Annotated in this window: 25 protein-coding genes and 4 pseudogenes; 11 read left to right on the top strand and 18 right to left on the bottom strand. The window is 49.9% G+C overall.

What is annotated here, in order from left to right; genetic code table 11:
* From DZ54_RS19385 to rfaD, 7 genes and pseudogenes are all read right to left on the bottom strand, one after another.
* Positions 1–259, bottom strand: a pseudogene (locus DZ54_RS19385) (hypothetical protein); the annotation flags it as partial.
* A 4-nt stretch (positions 260–263) separates the two neighbouring features.
* Entirely contained in the window at positions 264–1,046 is a 783-nt protein-coding gene (locus DZ54_RS0105535) for a glycosyltransferase family 2 protein (protein ID WP_025673369.1), read from the bottom strand.
* Positions 1,047–1,450: 404 nt separating this feature from the next.
* Entirely contained in the window at positions 1,451–3,121 is a 1,671-nt protein-coding gene (locus DZ54_RS19375; RefSeq protein WP_025673367.1) for a glycosyltransferase, read from the bottom strand.
* A gap of 1 nt (position 3,122) precedes the next feature.
* Complete coding sequence (locus DZ54_RS0105520) at positions 3,123–4,430, bottom strand: O-antigen ligase family protein (RefSeq protein WP_025673366.1); 1,308 nt, start codon at positions 4,428–4,430, stop codon at positions 3,123–3,125.
* Positions 4,427–5,452, bottom strand: a complete 1,026-nt coding sequence (gene waaF / locus DZ54_RS0105515; protein ID WP_025673365.1) for a lipopolysaccharide heptosyltransferase II — start codon at positions 5,450–5,452, stop codon at positions 4,427–4,429. Before waaF ends, DZ54_RS0105520 begins: the two co-directional genes overlap by 4 nt.
* Positions 5,449–6,429, bottom strand: a complete 981-nt coding sequence (lpxM, locus tag DZ54_RS0105510) for a lauroyl-Kdo(2)-lipid IV(A) myristoyltransferase (RefSeq protein WP_025673364.1) — start codon at positions 6,427–6,429, stop codon at positions 5,449–5,451. The genes waaF and lpxM overlap by 4 nt, the downstream gene beginning before the upstream one ends.
* 53 nt (positions 6,430–6,482) lie before the next feature.
* Positions 6,483–7,427: an ADP-glyceromanno-heptose 6-epimerase gene (gene rfaD / locus DZ54_RS0105505; protein WP_025673363.1), complete on the bottom strand. Its 945-nt coding sequence runs from the start codon at positions 7,425–7,427 to the stop codon at positions 6,483–6,485.
* Between the two features lie 104 nt (positions 7,428–7,531).
* On the opposite strand from rfaD, the gene DZ54_RS0105500 reads away from it, so the two are divergent.
* The 3 genes from DZ54_RS0105500 (at position 7,532) to tdh (ending at position 10,638) form a co-directional block, all read left to right on the top strand.
* Positions 7,532–8,200, top strand: coding sequence for a TetR/AcrR family transcriptional regulator (locus DZ54_RS0105500; RefSeq protein ID WP_025673362.1), 669 nt, complete (start codon positions 7,532–7,534; stop codon positions 8,198–8,200).
* 193 nt (positions 8,201–8,393) lie between these two features.
* On the top strand, positions 8,394–9,590 hold the full coding sequence (locus tag DZ54_RS0105495; RefSeq protein ID WP_025673361.1) for a glycine C-acetyltransferase: 1,197 nt from the start codon (positions 8,394–8,396) through the stop codon (positions 9,588–9,590).
* A 19-nt stretch (positions 9,591–9,609) separates the two neighbouring features.
* Positions 9,610–10,638: an L-threonine 3-dehydrogenase gene (gene tdh / locus DZ54_RS0105490; protein ID WP_025673360.1), complete on the top strand. Its 1,029-nt coding sequence runs from the start codon at positions 9,610–9,612 to the stop codon at positions 10,636–10,638.
* Positions 10,639–10,728: 90 nt separating this feature from the next.
* On the opposite strand, the gene DZ54_RS0105485 is transcribed toward tdh, so the two are convergent.
* Together DZ54_RS0105485 and gpmM are read right to left on the bottom strand one after the other, a co-directional pair.
* Complete coding sequence (locus DZ54_RS0105485; protein ID WP_240473922.1) at positions 10,729–11,772, bottom strand: murein hydrolase activator EnvC family protein; 1,044 nt, start codon at positions 11,770–11,772, stop codon at positions 10,729–10,731.
* Positions 11,773–11,866: 94 nt separating this feature from the next.
* Positions 11,867–13,404 (bottom strand): annotated as a pseudogene (gene gpmM, locus DZ54_RS19370) (2,3-bisphosphoglycerate-independent phosphoglycerate mutase).
* Positions 13,405–13,885: 481 nt separating this feature from the next.
* Here gpmM and DZ54_RS0105475 point away from each other — a divergent pair.
* From DZ54_RS0105475 to cysE, 4 genes are all read left to right on the top strand, one after another.
* Entirely contained in the window at positions 13,886–14,347 is a 462-nt protein-coding gene (locus DZ54_RS0105475; protein WP_025673358.1) for a rhodanese-like domain-containing protein, read from the top strand.
* Positions 14,348–14,443: 96 nt separating this feature from the next.
* Complete coding sequence (secB, locus tag DZ54_RS0105470) at positions 14,444–14,920, top strand: protein-export chaperone SecB (protein ID WP_025673357.1); 477 nt, start codon at positions 14,444–14,446, stop codon at positions 14,918–14,920.
* Between the two features lie 9 nt (positions 14,921–14,929).
* Positions 14,930–15,949, top strand: coding sequence for an NAD(P)H-dependent glycerol-3-phosphate dehydrogenase (gene gpsA, locus DZ54_RS0105465; protein ID WP_025673356.1), 1,020 nt, complete (start codon positions 14,930–14,932; stop codon positions 15,947–15,949).
* Between the two features lie 119 nt (positions 15,950–16,068).
* On the top strand, positions 16,069–16,902 hold the full coding sequence (gene cysE / locus DZ54_RS0105460; protein WP_025673355.1) for a serine O-acetyltransferase: 834 nt from the start codon (positions 16,069–16,071) through the stop codon (positions 16,900–16,902).
* 67 nt (positions 16,903–16,969) lie between these two features.
* On the opposite strand, the gene pfkA is transcribed toward cysE, so the two are convergent.
* The 4 genes from pfkA to DZ54_RS0105440 all read right to left on the bottom strand — a co-directional run bounded on the left by pfkA (position 16,970) and on the right by DZ54_RS0105440 (position 19,587).
* Positions 16,970–17,953, bottom strand: coding sequence for a 6-phosphofructokinase (gene pfkA / locus DZ54_RS0105455; RefSeq protein WP_025673354.1), 984 nt, complete (start codon positions 17,951–17,953; stop codon positions 16,970–16,972).
* A 174-nt stretch (positions 17,954–18,127) separates the two neighbouring features.
* Positions 18,128–19,048 (bottom strand): CDF family cation-efflux transporter FieF, encoded by a 921-nt coding sequence (gene fieF / locus DZ54_RS0105450; protein ID WP_025673353.1) that lies wholly within the window; start codon positions 19,046–19,048, stop codon positions 18,128–18,130.
* A gap of 75 nt (positions 19,049–19,123) precedes the next feature.
* Complete coding sequence (locus tag DZ54_RS0105445; protein WP_037353639.1) at positions 19,124–19,306, bottom strand: hypothetical protein; 183 nt, start codon at positions 19,304–19,306, stop codon at positions 19,124–19,126.
* A gap of 29 nt (positions 19,307–19,335) precedes the next feature.
* Positions 19,336–19,587 (bottom strand): hypothetical protein, encoded by a 252-nt coding sequence (locus tag DZ54_RS0105440; RefSeq protein WP_025673351.1) that lies wholly within the window; start codon positions 19,585–19,587, stop codon positions 19,336–19,338.
* Between the two features lie 159 nt (positions 19,588–19,746).
* On the opposite strand from DZ54_RS0105440, the gene DZ54_RS0105435 reads away from it, so the two are divergent.
* From DZ54_RS0105435 to trmL, 3 genes are all read left to right on the top strand, one after another.
* Positions 19,747–20,442: a response regulator gene (locus DZ54_RS0105435; protein WP_025673350.1), complete on the top strand. Its 696-nt coding sequence runs from the start codon at positions 19,747–19,749 to the stop codon at positions 20,440–20,442.
* Complete coding sequence (gene cpxA / locus DZ54_RS0105430) at positions 20,430–21,824, top strand: envelope stress sensor histidine kinase CpxA (RefSeq protein ID WP_051415925.1); 1,395 nt, start codon at positions 20,430–20,432, stop codon at positions 21,822–21,824. The genes DZ54_RS0105435 and cpxA overlap by 13 nt, the downstream gene beginning before the upstream one ends.
* A 62-nt stretch (positions 21,825–21,886) precedes the next feature.
* On the top strand, positions 21,887–22,351 hold the full coding sequence (gene trmL, locus DZ54_RS0105425) for a tRNA (uridine(34)/cytosine(34)/5-carboxymethylaminomethyluridine(34)-2'-O)-methyltransferase TrmL (protein WP_025673348.1): 465 nt from the start codon (positions 21,887–21,889) through the stop codon (positions 22,349–22,351).
* A 56-nt stretch (positions 22,352–22,407) separates the two neighbouring features.
* Here trmL and tpiA read toward each other — a convergent pair whose 3' ends face one another.
* The gene (tpiA, locus tag DZ54_RS0105420) at positions 22,408–23,175 is read right to left on the bottom strand and encodes a triose-phosphate isomerase (protein ID WP_025673347.1); all 768 of its coding nucleotides are present in this window, start codon (positions 23,173–23,175) and stop codon (positions 22,408–22,410) included.
* A 262-nt stretch (positions 23,176–23,437) separates the two neighbouring features.
* On the opposite strand from tpiA, the gene DZ54_RS0105415 reads away from it, so the two are divergent.
* The gene (locus DZ54_RS0105415) at positions 23,438–23,800 is read left to right on the top strand and encodes a 5-carboxymethyl-2-hydroxymuconate Delta-isomerase (protein ID WP_025673346.1); all 363 of its coding nucleotides are present in this window, start codon (positions 23,438–23,440) and stop codon (positions 23,798–23,800) included.
* 4 nt (positions 23,801–23,804) lie between these two features.
* On the opposite strand, the gene DZ54_RS19365 is transcribed toward DZ54_RS0105415, so the two are convergent.
* From DZ54_RS19365 to glpX, 4 genes and pseudogenes are all read right to left on the bottom strand, one after another.
* Positions 23,805–24,164, bottom strand: a complete 360-nt coding sequence (locus tag DZ54_RS19365; RefSeq protein WP_025673345.1) for a DUF3135 domain-containing protein — start codon at positions 24,162–24,164, stop codon at positions 23,805–23,807.
* A 237-nt stretch (positions 24,165–24,401) separates the two neighbouring features.
* Positions 24,402–25,144: pseudogene (locus DZ54_RS19360) on the bottom strand (ferredoxin--NADP reductase).
* Between the two features lie 9 nt (positions 25,145–25,153).
* A pseudogene (locus DZ54_RS19355) lies at positions 25,154–25,773 on the bottom strand (helix-turn-helix transcriptional regulator).
* A gap of 134 nt (positions 25,774–25,907) precedes the next feature.
* Positions 25,908–26,915, bottom strand: coding sequence for a class II fructose-bisphosphatase (gene glpX / locus DZ54_RS0105395; RefSeq protein ID WP_025673344.1), 1,008 nt, complete (start codon positions 26,913–26,915; stop codon positions 25,908–25,910).
* Positions 26,916–26,979: the final 64 nt, after the last annotated feature.

Genomic DNA, 26,979 nt, shown 5'->3' with positions numbered 1-26,979 from the left:
TAGATAGCTCGGCCTTCGTGAACATGGACAAGGTCGCACGTTGTCGTGATTGACCGCCTAAGTTGGTTTCGAGTATAAGTAGGCGGCAAAGCACGAGTTGGCACTGAGGAATCGCGCGAAGCGCGTCGACCAATGGGCTTTTCGGGTTCACCACCGCGGTGAGCTGATAGCCCATCTCGGCTTGTTGCTGGATCAAGGTGAGGGTTTGGCGTTCCCCACCGCTAAAACCTGACGCGAGATTGACGTGACAAATGTGCATGTTATTACCACACCTTATCGAAGTCTTCGTTTTCTAACACTTTCGGATCGCGTTGAAACTCCAACAATTTTGCATATTTAAGATAGCTATTCACGGCTGAGCTCAATGCGACTGTCATGCCATCAACACCGCCTAAAAATCCTCGCTGAAAAAGATATTTGCGAATAAAGGCATTGAGTCCGTGTATAAACGGTGAGAATCCGTTGGCTCGCTTGCCCTTTTGATACATGATTTTCGCGGCGCGGCCACTAAAGTTACGCCCGGGTTTAGCAAAGAGCTGGCCGATATTCTCAAAGGAGTAGTGGATGAGATCGCAATCAAGTTGTTTAGGGTTTTTAGCCTTTACTGCCGCATGTTGCTTAACCTCGGCAAAACGGGTTTTTGACTTGTTATACAAGCGAATGCAGTAATCTGGGTACCAGCCGCATTGTTTTATCCATCGGCTGCCGATGTGGTTACGTCGGCGAAAGGCAAAGGCATCATGCTCAGTATTAGCCAAATCGAGCGCTTGGATTTGCTTCACCGCCTCTTCAGTAAGGCGTTCGTCAGCATCAATGCTCAAGATCCATTGATTGTCAGTGTGCGCCAGGCCAACGTTTTTTTGCAGGCCATCACCGAGATAAGGCTGTGTGACCACGGTCGCATCCAGCTGTTCAGCAATAGCAATGGTGCTATCTGAGCTTTGTGAGTCAACAACCACAATATCAGAGCACACTTGTCTCAGCGACTCGATACAAGCTTGGATGTTTTTTTCTTCGTTGAGCGTAATGACGACGCCTGTGATCATGATGACCTCTACTTTTTAATATTATGAGCAACTAAACCGAGACATGAACCAATGTTTTAACTTGATTGCCCGTAATTTAACCTTGAAGGTGTAAGTGTCTTCTACGCCATATCGACTATTGACATGCTTTTCGTATTCATCATATGGTGCATTCCTTTTTTTAAGCTGTTTCAAGAATTTAAAACAAGTTTTTTTGAAAGGATAAACAAGTTCTATATTTTTCTTGGATAGAGGATAAATATGGTCGACGATATTAATATAATTGAACTGATACTCTTTACTATAATTTTTGTTTTTTGTTATAGAGCCAGGGCGTTGCCTGTAAAAAATCACATTTTCTCTGATTACTTTAACTTTTGGGAACATAGAGAATACCTGCCAGTAGAACTCTTCATCTTCATGTATTAATCCTCTGGGAATTTTATATTTTTTAGGATGTCTTTCCTATATAATTTATTCCAGACAACAATTTCCAGCTTGAAAAAATCTTCTMTAATGTCTATCTTTAAATCTCTTTTTTTCTTATAATCTCTTGCTTTTCCACTTATCTCATCGTAGCTTATGACTCCTCCTGATACAATGTCATAGCCTTGAGAATTGTTGATAAGATTCTCTAAAGCTTTTACGTCTAACCAATCGTCAGAATCTAGGAAAAATAGATATTCACCCGTTGAAGCTTTAATGCCTGTGTTTCTTGCACCTGACAATCCTTTGTTTGCTTGGTTAATAACTATAACTCTATTATCATCAAGTGCATATTTTTCACATGCTATTTTGCTCTGATCAGTCGAGCCGTCATTGATACAAATTATTTCTATATTTTCATGTGTCTGATTAACCACTGACTCTAAACACTGAGTAATAAAGCGTTCAACATTGTAGACAGGAATAATGACACTAACTTTAGGATTATACATAAGAAACCTTTTATATTCAGATATGATTTTCTCACCGCTGAATTCAGTCAACTTTTCCTCAATATAGGCTCTTTCTTTATCAGACCATGACGAAGTGAGTGATTTATACATTTTACTAGCGAGTATCTCAGGTTCTTGTGGACTGAGATACATTTCCAGGTCACCATCCATTATTTGACGAACACCACCGGCTGAGTCAGTGCAAACTATTCTAGTATCACAGGCCAGTGCTTCGAGCAATACCATTCCGAGCCCCTCAAACTGAGAGCTCAGCACAAAAAGATCAGCATGTTTAAACCATGGGAAAGGGTTCTTACGTGCACCTTTGAAAAACACGCGATGTTCTAAATTGAGCGCTTTTACAGATGCCTCGATATTTTCTCGATCCTTTCCTTCGCCGACAATAACCAGATCTTGAGGTATATCGTGCTGTTCAACGAGGTACGAGTAAGCTTTAACCAGTAATGTGAAGTTTTTGACTTGGGTTAACCTACCAAGGCCAAGAATAAAAGATCGAGGGTGTATATCAGGCTCGTCTATTTCCGCCTGTTTACGGATATAGGCTGTGTTATTTGGATTGCTTATAACTTGTGATCTCGAAGGCGATATATTGTGAACGTTGGTGAGAGATTGGAAGCTGTCATGGGCTCCCTTAGAAACGCAGACAATATTTTTACAATCAAAGAGCGCGCGATAAATGATGCTGGACAAAGCACCGTAATGGTGTGGCTTTATAATATTTTCACAGACATAAACGAAACGCTCGTCTCGCAATGGCCAGAGTTGTTCAAAGGTGCCTTGGCCACGAAAAATGACTAGATCGAATCTTCCTTTTTCTGCCTCTAGCTTTTGTAGCTTTCGTTTGAAGAAAAAAGCACTGGGATAAGCAAATAGCAGCGGGAATGTTTTGCTGATTAATACATTAAATAGTTTGCAAATAAGATAGTAAAATGCACCTATGCCAGTTTTCAATACTGATTTTTTAAGATCAAAAAGGCGGACGTCAACATCTGACGTCGGCTTTATATCTTGAGGTCGATTTTTGAGATAGATTAACGTGGCATCATCACCATTTTCGGCGAACGCATCAGATAAGCTCACGGCGACCCTTTCCATGCCACCGAGCTTTAGACAATTGACCACAATCGCGACACGCATATTAACGCTCACCCTGTGTGTTGTTTATGTTTGCCAATGAGTAAAAACAGCCTGACACAATCACAAAGGCAAATACGCCAAGGCTTCGACTGTTAAAGGTTTCGAACGCGTTAATCGTGAACCAATAAATAAAGAAAGACAGACAAAAGAATGCAATTAATTTGTCTAGATTGCTATCTTTTTGGAAAACAAAACAACGTCTAGCAATATAGAAATAGGTAAACAAAATCAGAGTAAAGCCTGCTAAACCATAAGCGACTAGTGTTTCAACATGGTTACTGTGCAAGTGTGCTAGATTGCTGTACATGGGTACATTGTGCTTTAATGCGGATAGCTTTTCGGATGAACTAATGACATAACCAATGCCATTTTCTCCTAGTCCCACAATAGGTGCGTCTTTAAATACATCCCAAGCGGCCAGCCAAGAGTTAAGTCTGATGCCGACACTGGTCATTGGGATATTATCCAGGTTGCCTTGAACCACACTAGATATGACCGAGCTCTCTTTTAACGCTCGGTTTTGGATGTACTCTGACTGGCTCACAGAGAATAGCGCGAGAAAGACAACCGCGTAGCCGAGGATTAGCTTTTTCTTCCCCTCTATCAGCCCAACAAACACAAGCAGCATAGGCGCTAATGCAATGACGAGTGCCAGCGCGAGCCAAACCTGTCGAGACTGACTGACCAGCGTGATGGCAAGACCCAGAATGGCAGAAAGTGCAAAAAACAAGCGAATAGTCCAGCGGTTACTATTGACGAGATAAAAGCCAAGCCCTGAAAAAATGAAAATAACACCACCTAGCATGGAAGTGTATTGTGCGTTTTTAAGTCCAAAATCAACGCGACGCATATTCAGTGCTTGTTGTATTTGATTGGCAAAGTCACTTTGCGTGTAGCACGCGATAAAAGCCCCCAATACAAAGCAGCCTGCCAATACTAAAACGGAATCTTTTCGTCCTTGTAAAGCAATACCTATAGGGACAAGTAAGAATAGCTTTGCCAGTCGGTCGACATGTGGGTATCCATTCGCGATGTCAGGGATCTGTATCAAACTGTTTGCCCAGCTTAGGCATTGGACAATAATGACACCGAAGAAGGCCCACATAATGGGGTCTTTTTTCAGTTGAGGCCAATGGGTATAAAGCAACGGCAGGCTCAGTAGCAAAAAGCCGGCGCGAAATACGTCACCCACGTCAGGAAATGCGATCGCACACAGGGCATAACCGAATAGGAAAAAGCGGATGATCGGGAAATACAACTGATGATTCAATAAACGAGAACTGCGTGATTTCATGCTGTTACTGCTCACGGTAGAATCCTTTTTACAACTCGGCTCGGGGCGAGATCGTTTAAACACTTCAAATGCCCCAGCGGACATTCGCGTTGGAAGCAAGGGCGGCATTCAATGTCGGTGTGAACGATATCGACCTTGCTGGTTAAAGGCGGCGTGTAATCGGGGGATGTTGAGCCATAAACGGCGATCACCTGGCAGTTGACCGCGGCGGCGATGTGCATCAAACCGGAGTCATTACTGACCACGGTCTGGCAAGCACCTAATAAATCAACGGCCTCAATTAAATTGGTTTTACCGGCCAACACGTGAATATTTGGTGCATTGTCGGCAAGGGCTGCAATTTTTTCACAGGTTTCAATATCTTTGGCAGAGCCAAACAGCCAAACTTGATAGCCCTTATCGTGCATTTGCCTAGCCACCTCGGCGTAGTGTTGCTCCGGCCATTTTTTGGCGGGACCGAACTCGGCACCTGGGCAAAGACCGATAACAGGCTTGTTTTTATTGAGCCCCAGCTTGTCGATCACTGCCGCTTGTGCATTTGAATCAATACTCAGCTCAGGCTTAGGGAGGATCGCTATTCCGCCCAGTGACGCTGAGCTTTGCATCGCAGCGCGCGGATAGGCCAGAGCGACATAGCGCTCAACCATATATTGAAACGCTTTTTTATTGGGGCGTAGGTCGTTGAGTAGGCCATAACGCATTTCACCCTTCCAGCCGGTACGTGTTGGAATACCGGCAAACCAAGGGATCAGTGCGGACTTTGCCGAGTTAGGCAACACATAGGCGTGATCGTAGTGTTGCTGTGCCAAGCTTTTTCCTAGTTGGTAACGTTTTCCTAGCGCGAACTCACCATGGCCCAGCGGCATGTCGATACTACGATTAACCTCTGGCATACGCGCCAAAATAGGGGCACACCATCCAGGCGCCATCACGTCAATGCTGGCGTCAGGGTGTTGTTGTTTGATGGCTTTATACAGTGATTGCGACATCACCATATCGCCGACCCAAGACGGGCCAATGACTAAAACTCGTGTCATGATGCCCGTTTCCTTTTTGCCTCTTGGTAGATATTGCGACCATCTTCGCGGGTGCGAAGAAGCTGCAGGATCCACATGTATTGATCTAGCTTACCGTCGAGCATGGTTTCGATGTGTTGGTTCATCATACGTGCGTCGGTGTGGCTGTCTCCCGTCGGGAAGTCATTAAACGCAGGATGAACCTCAATGACAAACCGGCCAGTTTGGGCATCAAAGCTAGATAGCACGGGCACGATATGCGAACGCGTCACTTTGCTCAACTTGCCGAGGCTGGGCAGTGTTGCCTTGGTCGCTGAGAAAAAAGGGACAAATTCACTGCTCTCGTCACGCATATCCTCATCGGGCAGGTAATAGCCCAAAAAGCCGCGCTTAACCGCACGAATGAAGGGTTTAATCCCTGCTTCACGCTCGTAGCAGTTCCCACCATATTGTACCCGTTGGCGGTGCATCAGCCAGTCGAGGAGACGGTTTTTTTGTCGTTTTGAGAAAGCCGCCACGGGCAAGCCCTGTGAGGCAAATAAAATCGCCGCCGCATCAATCGCCCAAGTATGAGGCACAAACAGGATCACCGGCTCACCGTTGTCGGTATGGCGGGTAATATGCTCCATGCCAATCACATCACAATGGTGTTGAAACCATTGGCGGCTGCGTAATGTAATCAGTGGAAAATTAAGTAAAAACGCACCCGCCGTCGTGAGCGTCTCGACTAAAATCGCTTCACGTGCCTGTTCTGATTGCTCTGGAAAGCAGGCTTCTAGATTAAGCCATGCATTGAGAATTGTGCCTGTTTTCTTTTTCACCAGCTTGCGTGCGACCCATTGGGCAAAGCGATATTTCACCCGCGCAGGCATGAGGAGGCTAACCGGTAAGGCGGCCAATAACATGAGCCAAGTGCCCCAATATTTCGGTGCCAGGTAGGCACGCGAAAACTCAGGGTTGTAGGCGTTCGGATCGTAATCGTGTTGCTGCTTTGTCATTATTCGATTTTCTCATACGCCAAGCGCAACGGCTTGGCGTAAACATCATGGAATTAGCGATTAATTTCAGCTAGGTAGGCGGCAACGCCTTCAGCCACGGTTTTAAAGGAGGCGGTATACCCTGCTTCACGGACCTTGGTCAGATCGGCCTGCGTGTAAGCTTGGTAGCGACCTTTAAGGTGATCTGGGAACGGGACGTCTTCTATTTCTCCTTTGCCGTGAAAGTCGATCACGGCGTTAGCAACAGCGCTAAACGGTTCGGCACGGCCGGTACCACAATTAAAAATACCGGAGATTTGTTGTTGCCAGAACCAGATGTTCATCTGACACACGTCGCCAACATAGACAAAGTCACGCTTAAAGGTGTCACTGCCTTCAAACAGTTTTGGGTCTTCACCGTTCAAAATTTGCTGGTTCAGGTGATACGCAACGGACGCCATGCTGCCTTTATGCTGTTCGCGAGGGCCGTAAACGTTGAAGTAACGGAAACCGGTGATCGGTGGCAGAGTGTCACCGTACGCCTTGGCATCTTCTTGCACACGACGGACATAGTTGTCGAATTGCTGCTTAGAGTAGCCGTAAACATTCAGCGCGCCCTCGTACTCTGGCGCTTCAATAAAGTCTCGGTCGCGGCCGCCGTAGGTGGCGGCTGAGGAGGCGTATAAAAATGGAATGTCACGGTCAATACAATAATGGAGCAGTTCTTTGGAATACTCATAGTTATTGAGCATCATGTACTTACCATCCCACTCGGTGGTGGCAGAACAAGCACCTTGGTGAAAAATCGCTTCGATCGGGCCGAAGTTCTCACCGGCCATGATTTGGGTAAGAAAATCTTCCTTATCCATGTAGTCAGCGATATCCAAATCAACCAGGTTAACGAATTTGGTTCCGTCTTTAAGGTTATCGACGACAACGATGTCACGGTAGCCTTGCTCGTTCAGTGCTTTTACTAAGTTGCTACCGATCATGCCGGCACCACCAGTCACAAAAATCATATCGTTACCTAATTCATCGTTGCAGGCCGACAGACCCCCGTCGCCATTATTGTTGACTGTGATAGTATGGTTACGCATCAACCGGGCAGAGGACTGAACCATACATGAAAACCCAAGACCGAATTATCCATGCTGCACTGGCTTTATTCAATCAACACGGTGAGCCCAATATTACCACGAACCATATTGCGGCTGATCTTGGGATAAGCCCGGGAAACCTTTACTACCACTTTCGTAATAAAGAGGCGATTATACACAGTATTTTTGACCAATACGCGCAAGATCTAGCCCTTGCTTTTGATCCTAGTCAGCCTCAAGAAGATACCCAAGCGCTATTGCAACATTATCTTGATGCAACGTTTAGCTTGATGTGGCGCTATCGTTTTTTTTACGCCAATCTGCCAGACATCCTGCATCGGGATGAGGCGCTACAAAACAAGTACCTCGATGCACAACAACAGCTTCAAACTAATCTTATGACCATTTTGCAGCATTACAGCCAAGCTGGATGGCTGAGTTTGAGCGAGAGTGGATTGGCTGCTTTGGGCGAAACACTGAAGCAGATCGCGTCGAGCTGGATTTTCTACCAAAGTGCGCAAGCGCCACAAACGCAAGTTCATGCCGGAGTGATCTACAAAGGCATTTTGCAGATGCTAGCATTACTGCATTCGCTGACGTCGGCGCAGGGCCAAACCGCCATCGCTGCATTAATGGACCACTATCAGCAGCAATTGGTTCGCCAAGATTTACGCGCACAGGATACATTGAACTAAACAGTCTGACTTCCCTTCTGATACTCTGCGCGATATTCCCCCAGTCGTGAAGCGATTACACGATATGAATCACTGTCTTGCGCGGGTTATTGGCACAAACCTAATGAACGTGCATGATAGCAGCCAATCATTCGCCGTACAGAAACTGTGCGGCGGCCTTCCAAAAGTAATCATCACCAGCATGGAGATTGCGATGACGGCTGCCTTCTATCAGCAAATCCGTCATCAGCTTGAGCAAGTAAAAGCTGATGGCTTGTACAAAAGTGAACGTCTTATTACTTCCCCGCAATCGGCCAGTGTGGCCGTAAACCATGAGCAACAGGTGCTCAACTTCTGCGCCAATAACTACTTAGGGCTAGCCAATCACCCCGCCTTGGTTGAGGCAGCTAAAGCGGGAATGGATGAGCACGGCTTTGGTATGGCGTCAGTGCGCTTTATTTGTGGCACGCAAGATGCCCACAAAATCCTCGAAGCCAAACTCTCTGACTTTTTGGGGATGGAAGATACGATTCTGTATTCGTCATGCTTTGATGCGAACACGGGCTTGTTTGAAACCATCCTGGGTCCAGACGATGCGATTATCTCTGATGCGCTTAACCATGCCTCGATCATCGATGGGGTGCGTTTATGTAAAGCGAAGCGATTCCGATATGCCAACAATGATATGGATGAGCTAGAGGCTCAGCTCAAAGCGGCAAAAGCAGCGGGCGCAGCAAATATCATGGTTGTCACTGACGGCGTCTTCTCAATGGACGGCGTGGTCGCTAACTTACCCGCTGTGTGCGATCTGGCGGAGCAGTATGGCGCGCTAGTGATGGTGGATGACTCTCACGCAGTGGGCTTTATGGGTGATCATGGTCGTGGTACCCACGAATACCACCGAGTGATGGATCGCGTCGATATCATCACCGGTACTTTAGGTAAAGCCATGGGTGGCGCCTCGGGTGGCTATACCTCGGGTAAAAAAGAAGTGATTGATTGGCTGCGTCAACGTTCACGTCCTTATCTGTTCTCAAACTCGCTGGCTCCGGCGATTGTTTCGGCCTCTATTCGCGTGCTCGATATGCTGGCCGAAAGTGACCATTTGCGCGCACAGTTATGGGATAACAGCGCTCATTTCCGTTCACGCATGACCGATGCAGGCTTCACGCTCGCCGGCGCAGATCATGCCATTATTCCGGTGATGCTGGGAGATGCCAAAGTCGCGAGCGAGTTTGCTGAGCGTATGATGCAAGAAGGCGTTTATGTCGTGGGCTTCTCTTATCCGGTGGTGCCGAAAGGACAAGCACGTATCCGCACTCAGATGTCAGCCGCGCATACGCGTGAGCAACTGGACCGTGCCATTGATGCTTTCATCAAGGTCGGCAAAGAAATGCAACTGATTGGGTAATCGCATGACACAAACAAGCATGAAAGCCTTGGCGAAGCTAAAGGCGGAGCCGGGCATTTGGATGACGGAGGCGGAGCTGCCCGAGCTTGGGCATAACGATCTGCTGATTAAAATTCGTAAAACCGCGATTTGTGGTACCGACGTTCATATTTATAAGTGGGATGAATGGTCGCAAAACACCATTCCGGTTCCTATGGTGGTTGGTCACGAATATGTGGGTGAAGTGGTTGGAATCGGCCAAGAAGTTAAAGGCTTCTCCATCGGTGATCGCGTATCTGGCGAAGGCCATATTACCTGTGGGCACTGCCGTAACTGCCGAGGCGGACGCACCCATCTTTGTCGCAACACCGAAGGGGTGGGCGTTAATCGCCCTGGGGCGTTTGCAGAATATTTAGTGATCCCGGCGTTTAATGCCTTCAAAATTCCAGAAGAAGTGTCGGACGATTTAGCCTCGATCTTTGACCCATTTGGCAATGCCGTGCATACCGCACTCTCGTTTGATTTAGTGGGCGAGGATGTGCTGATTACTGGTGCAGGCCCGATTGGTATTATGGCTGCGGCGGTCGCGCGTCATGTGGGGGCAAGACACGTGGTGATCACCGATGTTAACGAGTACCGTTTGGATCTGGCGCGTAAAATGGGTGTCACCCGTGCCGTGAATGTTGCCGATACCGCGATAGAGTCGGTGATGGCGGAGCTTGGGATGACCGAAGGTTTTGATGTTGGCATGGAAATGTCAGGTGTGCCGGCTGCCTTTAACAGTATGTTAGGCGCCATGAACCATGGTGGCAACATTGCTTTATTAGGTATTCCGCCAACCGATATGGGCATTGATTGGAACCAAGTGATCTTCAAAGGTCTAGTCATTAAAGGCATTTATGGCCGTGAGATGTTCGAAACCTGGTACAAAATGGCATCGCTCATTCAGTCAGGCTTAGATCTCACGCCGATCATTACTCACCACTACCGTGTCGATGACTTCCAAGAAGGCTTTGAGGTGATGTGTTCAGGGCTATCTGGCAAGGTGATCCTCGATTGGCAGAGCTAACTTATCTGCAGCGTCAGACTTATCTACTACGTCAGAAAGACAAGCGCCTACCGTTGGGTAGGCGTTTTTGATCGTATTCGACGTTATTTATCAAGGCCATGGGATCGGGTTGATGGTGTTGCCTTTGCGGCGAATCTCGAAATACAGTGATGGGGTTGATTGTCCGCCACTGTCGCCGACTAATGCGATGGGCTCACCCGCAGTGACTGTGTCGCCAACGTCTTTAAGTAATGCCTGGTTATAACCGTACAGGCTCATATCTCCTTTACCATGGTCAACAGCAATCAAAAGCCCATAGCCACGTAGCCAGCTTGATAACACCACTTTCCCCGCATGAGCGGCTTTGACTTCCGTTCCCCGTTTGGCGTCGATGACGATACCGTTCCAAGTCACTTCGCCCGATTGGCGTTCCCCAAAGCGATGCACGAGGTTACCTTGGGTGGGCCAAGTGAGTTTGCCTTTGGCGTGACTAATGCCCGCCATGTTTACCTGCGCACGTCGCGCCGCTTCGGCAATTTGTTCTTGCAAGCGCTGCTTGTTGGTTTTGAGCTCGGCTAAATACGCGCTGTCGCTGGCAATCTTGGTACGAATTTGTTTCGCTGTTTGGCTTTGCGTGTTTTGCTCGTTCTCAAGGGCTTGTTTTTTATCGGTTAACTCTGCCACAAGCTGGGTTTGTTTGTCCCGTTGCTGTTTTAGCTGGTGGGCGGTGAGCTGATAATCGGTACGGGTAGCGGCGAGTGATTCAATCGTCTGTTGCATGGTGCCTGCGACGATTTCGGCATAGCGTGTTAATCGATCAAGCGTGGCCGGTGATTCTTGGCTGAGCAATCGTTTGAGTTGGTCGTGTTTGCCTTGACGATATTGCGCGTCGATAAGCTCGCTCAACTGGGCTTGTTGGGCGATCATTTCCTGCTTTAATCGCGCTTGTTGGCGTGTCAGCTGGGTGATTTCGGTGTCCGTTTCTTGCAGGCTAGCTTGTGCTTGGCGGATCCGCTTCGATAAGGTGTCAATGCGTTTAGATTGGAGTTTTAAGTCACGCTGAAGCGCATTGAGTTTTTTATTGTGTTCAGCCAGCTGTGATTGTTGGCGAGCAATTTCATCACTCACCCCTTCAAGCTGTGAGTTCGCGTGCACAGGGCCAGTGAATAGGCACAGAAAAACGCCAGTGCATAAGGCACTGGCGCGGAGGGTTTGACCTAGGCGTGTTCGTTTCTCCCGCATGGAGCGATTATTTCAGATCGAACAGAGGCTTGCCAGTCATCTCTTCAGGAATCGGCATATCAGATAGCGCTAACATAGTCGGTGCGAGATCAGACAGCTTACCGCCATCTTTCAAGATCACCGGCTTGCTACCGACATACATCAGCGGTACGGGCAAGTTAGTGTGTGCGGTGTATGCACCACCGGTTTCCTGGTTAACCATCATTTCGGCGTTACCGTGGTCGGCGGTGATCAGCATTTGACCATCCACTTCTTTAATGGCTTCCAGCACACGACCGATGCAGCCATCGACGGCTTCACAGGCTTGGACGGCGGCGTCATAAATGCCTGTGTGGCCAACCATGTCACCGTTCGGGTAGTTACAGATGATCATGTCGAACTTGCCAGACTTGATAGCATCGACCAGTTTGTCCGTCAGCTCTTCAGAGCTCATTTCTGGTTGCAGGTCGTAGGTAGCCACTTTGGGCGACGCAACCAAAGAGCGCTCTTCGCCGTCAAACACGGTTTCCATGCCACCATTGAAGAAGAAGGTGACGTGTGCGTATTTTTCCGTTTCTGAGATACGTAGCTGGGTTTTACCGTTTTTCGATAGCCACTCACCCAAGGTGTTAGACAGGCTTGTCGGTGGGAAGGCCACCGTGGTGTCGATATCGGCTGCGTATTCGGTCAGCATCACAAAGTCGGACAGCTCGGCATACTTCTTACGCTCAAAGCCATCAAACTCAGGCATAAAGGCACGAGTCATTTCACGCGCGCGGTCGGCACGGAAGTTCATGAAAACAACGGCGTCACCGTCGTTGATGGTTGCTTTGTTGTCACCATCACGATAAATCGCTGTCGGGGCGACAAACTCATCATTTTCTTCACGTGCATACGCCGCTTCAAGTCCTTCGACCGCATTGGTGGCGCTATGCGCGCCTTGTGCCAAGGTCAGCAAATCGTACGCTCGCTCTACGCGATCCCAGTTGTTGTCACGGTCCATTGCATAGTAGCGACCCACCAGTGAGGCGGTACGTCCTTTACCCAGCTTGGCAAAAAGCGCGTCAAAACGCTCAAGCGATGCTTTTGCGCTACGCGGTGGCGTATCACGGCCATCCAAGAAACAGTGCAGATAGATTTGATCAGCACCGCGCTCAGCGGCCAATTCAACCATAGCAGCAATGTGATCTTCATGCTATGGACGCCACCTGGGGACATCAGGCCCATGATATGAACCGCTTTGCCTTTATCAACCGCTTTATCGACCGCAGCAGCGAGCGCAGGGGTCTGGTTGAACTCGCCATCGGCGATGGATTTGGTGATACGGGTGAGTTCCTGATACACCACGCGACCTGCCCCGATATTAACATGGCCGACTTCTGAGTTACCCATCTGCCCATCAGGCAGGCCAACGTCAAAGCCGGATGCTGAAATCAAGGTGCTGTTGTCGGCCATCAGGCTGTCGATAACCGGTGTGTTAGCATTGGTGATGGCGTTATCGCTTTGTGGGTCACGATAGCCCCAGCCATCGAGAATCACCAGTGCAAGTGGTTTTTTCGCAGACATATTACGTCCTCTTAATTCACGCTAAAGACTGACATTGGATGCCACTGACATTGGATGTCATGGAGCAGCCACTGAGGCTTGGTGCCAGATTGGTTGCTAGCATCAGGCCTCAGTGGTGCAGTGTGCGTAATTTTACAACATTTTACGCAAGGATACGTAGGCTAAGATCAATTATTCCAGCTGACAAGTAACCAGCAAGGGTTGCATGACTTGCCTTCTACCCTTGACTCCCCTCATTATGGCGAAGATTGTCGGTATACGCGAATGGCTTCACTCGATGTCTGCGATTGATGAAACCTTCTTTCTTTTCAACTTATTGAGGAGGGAGAAAAATCGTTGATCGAACACGACGAGTGAGCAAGCACGCGATTTCGTCTTGGCAGGCTTTAAAACCTTGGCGAGCAGGTTATACTCGACACCATTTTCACCCCTTGATGGACTCTCGCCACGCGGGACAAACAAGCAGTATAGAGCAAAGGTTATGCAGGAATATATCGATTTTGTCTCCAACAACATGATTATGGCACTGGTATGGGTTGGCTTAGTTGCCGCCTTATTGATGTCATTAATCAAACAGAAAACCGCCGCTTACAAAGTGGTTACGCCAAACGATGCCGCGATTCTTAATAACCGTGAAAATGGCGTGTTTGTTGATATTCGCAGCCATGACGAGTTTCGTGCGGGTCATATCACGGGAGCAATTAACGTATTGCCCAGTGAAATTAAAGCGCACTCGTTCGGCGAACTTGAAAAACATAAAACTGACCCCATCATCGTAGTATGCAAGACGGGTCAAACCGCGGCTGATAGCGCCAACCAGCTGGCTAAAGCGGGCTTTGAGTCTGTGAATGTGCTCAAAGATGGCTTGACCTCGTGGAACGATGCCAAAATGCCGCTTGTCCGCGCCAAAAGCGGTAAAGGCAAAAGCAAAAAGAAAAAGTGATCCCTCACTCAAATCTCGAGCGACTGCATGACGCGGTGGCTCGCATTTTTTACTGTGCCCGGCACATAAGCAACTATTTAGAAAGGACGAACCACCATGGCTGAAGCAGAAAACAACCAACAAGCCGAGCAAAACTTTGCTATCCAGCGCGTTTTTCTCAAAGACGTGTCTTTTGAGGCGCCAAATTCACCAGACGTTTTTCAGCAAGATTGGGCGCCTGACGTTAACTTGGATTTAGACACGCAAAGCCGCGAGCTAGGTGAAGGCATTTACGAGGTTGTCCTGCGTTTGACGGTGACAGTGAAAAACCAAGAGAGCAGCGCGTTCTTGTGCGAAGTCCAACAAGGCGGCATCTTCTCGGTTACCGGTATGGACGCGCCGCAGTTAGCTCACTGTCTTGGTGCTTTTTGCCCAAATATCCTGTTCCCATACGCACGTGAGACCATTTCTAGCTTGGTGGTTAAAGGAACCTTCCCACAACTAAACCTTGCACCCGTTAACTTTGACGCCTTGTTCATGAACTACTTGCAGCAACAGGCGGATGAGAAGTCTGGCGAAGACGCGCAGGCCTAAGGAGTCATCATGACCGATCTTGCTCCCACTCAAGACGCCGCGATTGTGGTATTAGGGGCCGGCTCGTACGGCACCGCCTTAGCGATATCATTGGCGAGAAATGGTGCCAACGTTGTGTTATGGGGGCACGATCCGAGTCATCTTGCGCAGCTGGAAATTGACCGTGCCAACGAGGCTTTTTTGCCCGGTGTCGCCTTTCCGGACTCCCTGGTGATTTGTGCTGATCTTTCTGTGGCTGTAAATGCGAGTCGTGATTTGTTGTTGGTGGTGCCGAGCCACGTCTTTGGCCAAGTGCTCGGCCAAGTTTGCCCACACTTACGCGCGGATTCTCGGGTTTGCTGGGCCACCAAAGGCCTAGAGCCAGAAACAGGACGCTTGTTGCAAGAGGTGGCCCGTGAGCAGTTAGGGGGCACACGTTCGCTGGCGGTACTCTCTGGCCCAACGTTTGCCAAAGAGTTAGCGGCCGGTATGCCAACCGCGATTTCCGTGTCCTCGCCTGACCCTGAGTTTGTGCGTGATTTGCAAGAGACGATTCATTGCCAGCAGAGCTTCCGCGTTTACGGCAATCATGATTTTATCGGCATGCAATTAGGTGGCGCGGTAAAAAATGTGATTGCGATTGGCGCGGGGATTTCTGATGGTATCGGATTTGGTGCTAATGCGCGCACGGCCTTGATTACACGTGGTTTAGCGGAGATGACGCGCTTGGGTGAAGCGCTAGGCGCATCGCGAGAGACCTTTATGGGCATGGCCGGTTTAGGCGATCTGGTGTTGACCTGCACCGATAATCAATCGCGTAATCGTCGCTTTGGGCTGGCACTTGGCCAAGGTGACGGTGTACAAGCCGCGCAGGATAATATCGGCCAAGTGGTTGAGGGCTTTCGCAATACGAAAGAGGTATGGGCCTTGGCGCAGCGCACTGGGGTTGAAATGCCGATTGTGGAGCAAATCTATCAAGTGCTATATCAAGGTAAGTTGGCGCATCACGCTGCGCGAGATTTGCTGGCTCGCGACAAAAAATCCGAATAGCGGCCACGTGTATCCGCTTATAAATAAACGCGCGGGATGAGAACCGCGCGTTTTTTTTATACACTGGCGCTGGGTGTTGAAACGTTCCGTTGTCGATGATTTTGATAAGGATGAAGGCAGTGAATCAGGTCAGAAAAGAATGCCAGCAGTACCGTGTGTGGCAAGCGGTAAAAAAAGAAGCACGCGAACACTCAGAGCGTGAGCCCATGTTGGCCAGCTTTTACCATGCCACGATTATCAAGCACGATAACCTCGCCAGTGCCTTAAGTTATATTTTGGCCAATAAATTATCCACGCCGTCGATGCCATCGATGGCGGTGCGAGAAGTGATTGAAGAAGTCTACGCTCATGACGCCTCGGTGGCTGAATCCGCTGCCTATGATATCTGTGCCACGGTAGAGCGAGATCCTGCAGTAGAGCTTTACTCCACGCCTTTGTTGTACCTAAAAGGCTTCCATGCCTTGCAAGGTTTCCGCGTAGCGAACTGGTTGTGGCATCAAGGCCGGAATGAGCTGGCAACGTATTTACAAAACCAAATTTCAGTGACCAGTCAAGTGGATGTTCACCCGGCAGCCAGTATCGGGCGAGGGATCATGTTTGACCATGCCACCGGCATCGTGATCGGGGAAACCGCTGTCATCGAAGACAATGTTTCGATACTGCAAGATGTGACCCTCGGGGGGACCGGTAAAGAGGGCGGCGACCGCCATCCGAAAATCCGGACGGGGGTAATGATTGGTGCAGGCGCTAAAATCCTTGGCAATATCGATATTGGTGAGGGCGCGAAAATTGGCTCATGCTCCGTGGTGCTCAATCCGGTACCGCCGCACACCACAGTCGCGGGCGTGCCAGCGAAAATTGTTGGACGTCCGAGCTCACAAATGCCTTCATTGGACATGGATCAAGAGTTTAACGGCTCACACAAAACCTTTATCTCTGGTGACGGCATTTAACCACTGTCACGGCAAAACACAAAAAAACGGAACCGCGAGGTTCCGTTTTTTGATTGCTATGCGCGATTCAGCGCGATATTGCGAGCGACTTAGAAAAGCTTTCTGCCACTTTGTAAAGGTCATCACGAAATGGACGTTTCATGTTCTCAATCGCATCAGTGATGTCGTGGTGAACCATTTTGTCATTCTGAATCCCGACACAACGTCCGCCTTCGCCGCTTTGCAGTAGATCGACCGCATAGGCACCCATCCGAGAGGCAAGGATACGGTCGAACGCACCGGGTTGCCCACCACGTTGAATGTGGCCTAGGATGGTAGCACGCGTTTCGCGGCCAGTTTCGGTTTCAATAAACTTCGCCAGTTCATTGGCATCGGTCATCAGCTCAGTGATCGCGACAATGGCGTGCTTTTTGCCCTTATAAATGCCTTCTTTGACTTTCGCAAGGAGCTTGTCTTTATCCAGACCCACTTCCGGCGTAATGATGTATTCACAGCCACCTGCAATTGATGCCATCAGCGTAAGATCACCACAGTGGCGCCCCATGACTTCAACAATTGAGATCCGCTGGTGCGACGATGAGGTATCACGCAAACGGTCGATAGCGTCGATCACGGTATTCATCGCGGTCATATACCCAATGGTATAGTCGGTACCGGCCACGTCGTTATCAATGGTGCCTGGTAGGCCAATGCAAGGGTAGCCCATCTCAGTCAGTTTTTTCGCGCCCATGAACGATCCGTCACCACCGATCACCACCAGTGCATCAATGCCGTGCATTTTTAAATTTTGGATGGCTTGCTCACGGACTTTTTCGTCAGCAAACTCGGGGAAGCGAGCTGAACCTAGAAAAGTCCCGCCGCGGTTAATCACGTCAGACACGCTTGTTCGGTTTAGGCGTTCGATACGGTTTTGGTGCAAGCCAAGAAAGCCGTCATAAATCCCGTAAACTTCTAATCCTTCGCTCAATGCGCTGCGAACAACACCGCGAATCGCTGCGTTCATACCTGGCGCATCACCGCCACTGGTCAAAACACCAATTTTTCTAACCATGGTTACCCTCTGACTGTTCGTCACTTATTTCGTGCCGATTGCGGAAATGGCAACCTGCTTGCCCCAGTGAACCCGCAATGACGCTTGCTTAAAGTGTAATTTTCCTACTTCTGTAATAGTATTACAATTACTGTAGAAAAAAAGTTGATACATGTCAGCCCGATGAGCTTTTGTTCAGTCTCTCATCACGCTTGTATTTCCCTTGTCACCGCCTGTTTCCTTTGCCACCACCGACTTTGGGTCCTGGTGAATCATGACATCGGCGCCGGGAAAGGCGACCGACAACCTATCTTCCACGACATCTGCAATGGTATGTGCATCCACTAAGGGTAGCTCGTCATCCAGCTCTATGTGGAGTTGGATAAATTTTGTCATACCTGCTTGGCGGGTGCGCAGTTGGTGAATGCCATGCACCCCAACCACAGAGCTAGAAAGGACCGCGATTTTTTCTTGTTCTTCCAGCGGTAACTGCCTATCAAGCAGTGATTGGATGGCCTCGTAAGCCATTCTGATCGCCTGCGACAAGATAAACACACTGATGCCGATGGCAAACCAAGCATCCGCCTGGGTCCAGCCGTACCAACTCAACCCTAAGGCGGCAATAATCGCGACATTCATAAATAAATCAGATTGATAGTGGAGGGCATCGGCGGCAATGGCTGGGCTGGCGGTTTTGCGAATGACCCATTTTTGAAATAAAACTAACCCTAGCGTAATCACTGTGGCCCCGGCACTGACAGCAACGCCAAGCTCTGGGGATGCAATCGGCACTGGCTTGAACAAGCGTTCAAGGCCACTGAGGAGCAAAAAGGAGGCCGATCCGACGATAAAGGTTGATTGCGCGAGTGCGGCGAGGGATTCGGCTTTGCCGTGGCCAAAACTGTGTTCACTGTCAGCGGGTTGGACGGCGTACCGCACCACGATCAAATTGGTCAACGAGGCCAATAAATCAAGCAGAGAGTCGACAAATGAGGCCAGCACACTGACCGATCCTGTCAGCCACCATGCAATCAATTTGGCTAGGAGTAACGTGGTCGCGACTGCGGTGGCAGCCCACGCGGCGGCCTCGACCCAGAAAGCATACTGTTTTTTCATAAAAAAGGGCTGTGTAATGAAACGCAACCCTTAGTATATAGACTGTTGACCCGATGCGTATGACACGACGCCGATTTATCGTGAACAATTGCCTCGACGATCATGGTGACCTTGGCCGCGCTGGCCTTTTTCTTTATCCCAGCCGCTGTGTCGGCGTTGATCATGCATCTTAGCTAAAAAGGTCTGTTGCTGCTCTGACGTCAATACTTGCATCATGGCATGCATGTGGCGAACACGCTCGATACCTTGCCCGTGCATTTTTCGGCCGTGTTGTGGCATGGCATTGACTAGCTCGGTGGCCGCCGCTTCATCAAATTCAGGTTGAGTAAGCAGTGCCCCATTTTCTGCTGGAATCCGTCACGCGCCTGGAGACGCTGCTCGCGATAGGTTTCGCTCAGGGTGTCGAGTTGTGATTGTTGTGCTCTGGTTAAATCCAGATCTCGCCAGATCCCGCGATTTGAATCATCACCGAAATGCGGGGTAGCCAGTGCGGGAATCGCAATAAGTGCCACCGCTAAGCCAAGGGTTAAACGTTTCATCCTGTTTCTCCAATATTGAGGTGTACGCTTTTAGACTAACCGTTGGGATGTAAAGTCACGTTATGCGATGTAAAGATGGGTAAAGTCATGCTTGTGCCGGTGCCGCTATGATAAAAAGATTGTATTAAGTGTCACTGGATTGAGGGAGGGTCGCGGGCGATGCAGCAGGTTTTAATTATTGACGATGACACCGAATTGACCGCACTGCTTCAGGAGTTGCTGTCACTGGAAGGGTTTTCGATTCGCTGTGCGGATAATGGGCAAATGGGTTTGACGATGGCGAGTGAATTACCACCAGATATCATTTTGCTCGATGTCATGATGCCGGTCTTGAACGGCATGGAAACCTTACGTCAGATCCGCGCGACGTCACATGTTGCGATTTTGATGTTGACGGCGCGAGGTGAAGAGGTCGACCGCGTGATGGGCTTAGAGCTTGGGGCGGATGATTACCTGGCCAAACCGTTTAGTGATCGAGAGCTGCTAGCCAGAATGCGGGCGATTTTACGACGCACTCGCTTACCGGCCCCCGACTTGCCGACCCCAGCGCAAGAGCCTGTTTTGGCCCATGACGACGTGCGTGTCTATCCACACCGGCTGGAAACAGTATGCCAAGGTGAGACTGTCGATCTGACCGGCATGGAGACAGAAATGTTGGCGTGTTTGCTGGCACACCCAGGCGAGGTGGTGAGTAAAGCCCTCTTGAGCGAGCAGGTGTTAGGCAAGCGTCTGATGCCATTTGACCGTGCTGTGGATGTGCATATTTCTAATTTGCGCAAAAAGTTACCTGAGCGTGCGGATGCCAAACCAAGAATCAAAACGCTGAGAGGGAAGGGGTATTTATGGGTCGACTAGCCAGCGTGCGTCAAACCCTATCTCGTGTTCCTTTTTTGACCAGTTTGTATGGTCGGGTTTTCGTGATTTTTTGGCTCACATTATTACTGGTATTAGCGGCGGTAATTTGGGTACAGCGTGGCGATCCGCGATCGCTGCACTCGATGTCGGCCGCGGAGCAAGCACGTATTTCTGCTCAAATAAATCAGTTAGTGAGCATCTCGACGGCACGCGATATACCGATAGTGACGCTCGTTACCAGACATAATCAGCGCCGGGGTCACCGCCACAGCCGGGTGGCGAACACGCTTTACTGGGTCCCCAAATCGGCCCGGATTGACGATTTACCGACCGAGTTACGCCGCTTTATGGCCCAAACCGCCGAGACGGAGCAGCCGATGCAACGCTTGGTGCGTCGCGCGATGCTTGCCGGTCCTTTTCCCGTAAGCACCGATAATGCACAAGGCAATCTTTATCATGCCCGTCGTTGGCAGCCTCGTCTTCCTTTCGTGTTGAAAATACTGGAAACACCGCAGCATTTGTTGCTGGTTACTATGTTGGTGAGCACTCCCCTGTTGCTTTGGTTAGCCTATACACTGACGCGTCCCGCGCGCCGTTTTGAGGCGGCGAGTCGCCGTGTGGCCAACGGTGACTTGGTGCCGGACCCTGTGTTAGAGAGTGGCCCGCGGGAATTCAGTGAAGCCGGGAAGGGATTTAACCGCATGGTGACCGCGCTCAATCAAATGGTGACCGGGCAACAGCAACTGGTCTCGGATATTTCTCATGAATTGCGGTCGCCACTGACGCGCTTACAAATGGCAAGAGCTTTGGCTGAACGTGAGTTGGGGCAAAGTGACAGTTTGGCCAGAATTGACCGGGAAGCCGGTCAACTTGAAGCCTTAATTGCTGAGCTGCTCACCTTATCCAAGCTGCAAGCACAAGGGCAGCTTGAGCGAGCGTCAACTCGTGCGGATGCGTTGTGGCAGTCGGTGGTTGAAGATGCGAGTTTCGAAGCGAGTCAACAAGGTAAACAGATCACCATTACACCATGGCCGTTGGTTACATTGAGTGTGAATTCGCGCCTAGCCTGTAGCGCGTTGGAAAACGTGCTAAGAAACGCGATCCGTTATGCACACGTGGGTATCGATATCAACACCTACCTTGATGATACCATGCTGGTCATCCAGATCGCCGATGATGGTCCGGGGGTGCCAGACGCTATGTTGGACGATATCTTCCGGCCTTTCTATCGTGTTTCTGCCGCCCGCGAGCGGCAATCTGGCGGGACAGGGCTGGGGCTTGCTATCACCGCGCAAGCGGTACAGCAGCATGGTGGACAGGTGCTGGCCCAAAATCGACCGGATGGTGGACTGATGGTCACACTTCGCTGGCCGGTGCATTAACATTGCGCTGGTTCCCTGCGGTTGCGACAATAACGTCCTATTTCTCACTGTGGTAACTGACCATGTTTGACATTGCGCTTTATGAGCCAGAAATTGCGCCCAACACGGGCAATATTATTCGATTATGTGCTAATTGTGGTGCCAACTTGCACTTAATTGAACCATTAGGCTTCGATTTGGAAGAGAAAAAGGTCCGCCGTGCGGGGTTGGATTATCATGATCTGACGCGAGTCACCCGGCATGCCAGTTATGCCGCCTTTATCGATGCCATGGCGGGACGTCGGATCTTTGCGTGTACCACCAAAGCGACGCAATATCATACCCAGGCAGCATTTGCACCTGGTGACGTGCTGTTGTTTGGCCCTGAAACACGTGGACTACCGCACGATCTTATTCAGGCATTACCGGATACGCAGCGTTTGCGTATCCCGATGCAGCCTGAGGCACGTAGTCTCAACCTCTCCAACGCCGTGGCGATCATTGGTTATGAAGCCTGGCGGCAACTTGGCTTTAATGGCGCACAATAAAAAACGCCCCCATTAGACCTGGGGGCGTTTTTCTATGCGTTTAGCGAGCGAGTGACTTACGCTTTTTTCGCCTCAGCCGCTGCTTTCGCGATCGCCGCAAAGCCCGCTGCGTCGAGGGCAGCGCCGCCAACGAGGGCGCCGTCGATATCTGGCATTGCGAACAGTTCAGCCGCGTTACCAGCTTTTACTGAGCCGCCGTATTGGATAACCACCTTGCTGGCAACATCTTCGCTATAAGACGCAATGTGCTTACGGATGGCAGCGTGAATATCTTGCGCCTGCTGAGCAGTTGCCGCTTTGCCGGTGCCGATCGCCCAGATTGGCTCATACGCGATCACTGCATCGTTCAAGGCTTCAACCCCTTGTGATTGGATCACAGCGTCCAGTTGGCGTGAACATACCGCTAGGGTTTCACCCGCTTCGTTTTGCGCGTCTGATTCACCGATACACAGAACAGGCGTTAGGCCATTTTCTTTCAAGAAAGCAAATTTCTTCGCCACAAACTCGTCAGACTCTTGGTGATACTCACGGCGCTCAGAGTGACCAATGATGATATGCGTCGCTCCGACGTCTTTCAGCATCTCTGCCGAGATATCGCCGGTGAATGCGCCGCTGTTGTTAGTGTCTACGTTTTGCGCGCCAAGTTTTATCGCGCTATCAGCCAGCTGTTGCTCTGCTTGTGCCAAATACATCACAGGGGGTGCAACCGCCACGTCAACGCCTTCAACGTCTTTTAGTTCAGCATTAAGGCCGTTAAGCAGTTCAGTGACCATGGCTTTGCTGCCATTGAGTTTCCAGTTACCCATTACCAATGGATGGCGCATAGGAGTTCCTCCGCGGTTGAGTTGATTTGAAGTTAAAAGATGTAAAGAAGGTAGTCTATTGTCGCGTGGCCTTCTCTGTTTAAAATCATAGAATGACGAGAATGTTTCCGTTTTTACCCGTTTTAGACGTAAAAGGGAACCTTAAGTAGTAAATTTTCATCATATTGGCATCCCGATATCGACGAAAGTGTGACCGCCGCGCTCGTGTCATGCGATGAGTTTCGGCACTATGCGGGTTGGCATTTTTAAAAGAGGGAGTTTTATGCCCCATTTGGTGATGGAATATACCGAAGCGCTTGCGGAGCGCGTCAATATTGATCAGCTGGTGGATGATCTGCACCAAGCGGCGATGGCTACGGACTGTTTTGATCCTGACGCGCTAAAATCACGTGCTGTCCCTTGCGGTGTTTGGCGTGTCGGCGCGCAAGCCGATCGTAGCGAGTTTGTGCATGTTGAGTTTCGCTTACTGGCGGGACGCAGTGATCAACAAAAACAGCAAATCAGTGACGCGTTAGCCAGGCCGCTGCGTGACCATGCTGGCCATGTCACTAGCCTAACGGTGGAAGTCCGTGACATGGATACTACCAGTTATCGCAAGTGGGTCGGCCCCAATCATGCCTTATGAGTGATTAAACCCCGTTTATCTCGATTGAGTGGGGGAGTGTGGGTGCGTTGGCGGCTTGTCCCACTTTAAATTCCATGATGTCCGCTTGGTGGCTGCGCAAGGCGTCTGGGTTGGTAAACGCAGTCGAAAAGCGCGAATACTGACGAGTCAGTGCTTGGAAAAGCATCATATTGACGTGTAACGGATTTTTACCATGATCAATCATGCGATTGATATGGCTCAACATGGCATGAAGCTGGGGCTGGGTAGCGTGGGACGCATTAGCGATCACCTCTTCGCTCATTTTTAGCCGCAGTGTTTCTAACGCGTGGGGATCGGTCTGGGCCAAAGCGGCCAGCTCGTCAAAAGAAGGAAGGGTCTTCATCGCATACTCCTTACGCGTCGCCGGCCGCGTGGCCGTGTTACCAAAGCGTTAATATAACTATGAGTCGGGGTTTATCAGGGATCAAACTTGCGCTGTCTGGCTACGTTGGCGGTATGAATAGAGAAGTAGGCGGTGTGTGGAGTAATTAACTGAATCTATGTCGTTTTTATGGGTTTATTATCGCGGATAAAAATGCCCCGCTTTACCGTATGCGTACCAGCAAAGCAGGGGAGCGTTTTACCAATAATGCTCCGTAGTCACATTCCCGGGCTTGCGGCGTAAATTTTTACTGAGCCTTTTCCTTCGAGCAGTGTTTTCACTTCTTTGACCATCGCAGGGTTACCACATAACATCACCTGGCTATGCTCGGGGGTCAGGGGAAGGCCAACCACGCGCTCGAGTAATCCGTCGTCGAGTGCGTGTGTGATACGGCCTGACAAGGCACCAGCGGTAGGTTCACGACTGACGAAGGGCTGAACCACCAGTTGATCGGGGTATTTTTCTGCCAGTGCGTTGATACGGGCTTGATACGTCAAATCCGCGGCAAAACGGACGGCATGGACCAAGATGATTTTACGAAAACGCGACCAGACATCGCCTTGCTCCATCAGTGATATGTAAGGGCCGATGGCTGTCCCCGTGGCAATCATCCAGAGGTGCTGACCTGGTGGTACTTCATCCAAGGTAAAATAGCCGGCTGGATCTTGGGTGATCATCACGTTATCACCTGGTTCGAGCGCGTGAAGGCGGGGTGACATCAGGCCATCAGCGACACGTGTCGCATACACTTCTAAGTATTTACTTTGTGGAGGGTTCACAAACGAATAGGCGCGCTGGATCAGTTTGCCATCGATCTCCATCCCTAGCTTTGTGAACTGGCCTGCCGTAAACGGCGAGACAGGGGCGGATAACACCAGGCTGAAGAGATCCTTTGTCCAATGTTGGTTCTCCACGACGTCAGCCTTGATCCAAGTGGCCATATTACCTCCTCACGTTTTATCTCCAATGCGGTATGTACAGCGACGCTGTCCTGAAACAATGTGTTCTTCACGTTCAACCCGATAATGGTCGCCCAGTAAGTGTCGGAATAACTGAATTTCTGAGCGACATAGCGCAGGGCAGGTTTTCGCTGCTTGACAGATAGGGCAGTGATGTTCAATCAACATATAGTCGGCGCCGTCTCGGTGAAGCTCGGCCATATACCCCTCGCTCTCTCTAAGATACGCCAAGGTTTGCAATTTAGCCTCTAAATTATCGCAATCTTTGAGCGCATCTTGATATTGGGCGAAGATCGCTGTTTCACGCTGGGCGATCACTTTCGCCACCCCTTGGTCACCAAAAACTCCTTGCACCGAATCGATCAAGGTGACGGATAAATCATGATGGCTATCCGCAAATCGACGGTGTCCAGTCGCCGTTAGAGACCAATGGCGTGTAGGACGGCCGACCTTGGCGCGGATATCTTCAAAATCCACTAAGCCATCACGCTCTAGCTTTGTAAATGCTGACGCACGCCCATAGTCGTCATATTCAGCTTGTCCGCTAAGACTTTTGCACTGACACTGCCTTCGCGCTTAATGGTGTCTAAAATGCGGTCAGTGGATTTCATGGTCCGGACCTCGATTACCCCAATGGCAAGTGTGCAAACGCATACTCACAAATAAATAAAGTAAAGTATTTATAAAAGGGTAATCGAAATCGATAGACTTGACCAGTCAGCGGCCGCATTCATGACGGTGAAAGCTATAAAATGTGCGGTTTGATCGCCTCATCTTTACGGCTTAAATAGTGGGTGGAACAAATGCGGCGAATAGTCCGACATTGGCCACGAACCACCAAGGTTTCTGTGGTTGCTAGATCACCTTGCCGGCTGATCCCATCAAGCAGATCGCCCTTGGTGATGCCGGTGGCGGCAAAAACAACATGATCGCTACTGGCCATTTGCGATAGCGTGAGCACTTGTCGGGGTTGAATGCCCATTTGTTCGCAACGTGCGATTTCTTGTTCGCCATGCAGGCGGTTATCTGGGGTGTCACCTTTCACATCATGACGAGGCAGCAAACGGCCTTGCATATCCCCGCCCAATGCACGGATCACGGCCGCGGAGATCACACCCTCTGGTGCGCCGCCGATCCCAACCATCACGTCCACCTCACTTTCTGGCATACAGGTCAAAATCGAGGCAGCGACATCGCCGTCAGGAAATGCAAAAACCCGGATCCCTTGTGCTTGCATATGAGCAATGATGTCATCATGGCGGGGTTTAGCTAACGTTGCGACGACTAAGGTGTCGAGTGTTTTGCCCAGTGCAATGGCGACATTATCGAGGTTCTCAAGCAGGGGTTTATTGAGGTCAATCGCGCCTTTGGCACTGGGGCCCACCACTAACTTTTCCATGTACATGTCCGGCGCTTTTAAAAAGCTGCCTTTTTCTCCAGCGGCCAGTACTGCCAAGGCGTTGGCTTGACCCATCGCTGTCATGCGTGTGCCTTCAATGGGATCAACGGCAATATCGACCGCTTCTCCGCCAAGCCCGACCTGCTCACCAATATATAGCATGGGGGCGTCATCGATTTCCCCTTCACCAATGACAACTTCACCGTCAATTTCGGTGAGGTTAAGCAAGGTGCGCATTACCTCAACCGCAGCATTATCTGCTGCGTTTTTATCCCCTCTTCCCAGCCACTTATAACCAGCGAGAGCGGCACCTTCGGTCACGCGAGAAAAAGCCAATGCGAGATCACGTTTCATGAGTACTCCAGAATGTCAGCCATATTAAGACAGGCGTCAGCCTAATTTTCGCGCAGTTTATCAG

The sequence above is a fragment of the Salinivibrio socompensis S35 genome, assembly GCF_000513715.1.
Taxonomy (GTDB): domain Bacteria; phylum Pseudomonadota; class Gammaproteobacteria; order Enterobacterales; family Vibrionaceae; genus Salinivibrio; species Salinivibrio socompensis.
Note: the sequence above shows the minus strand (reverse complement) of the source record. Positions and strands in the feature narration are given on the sequence as shown.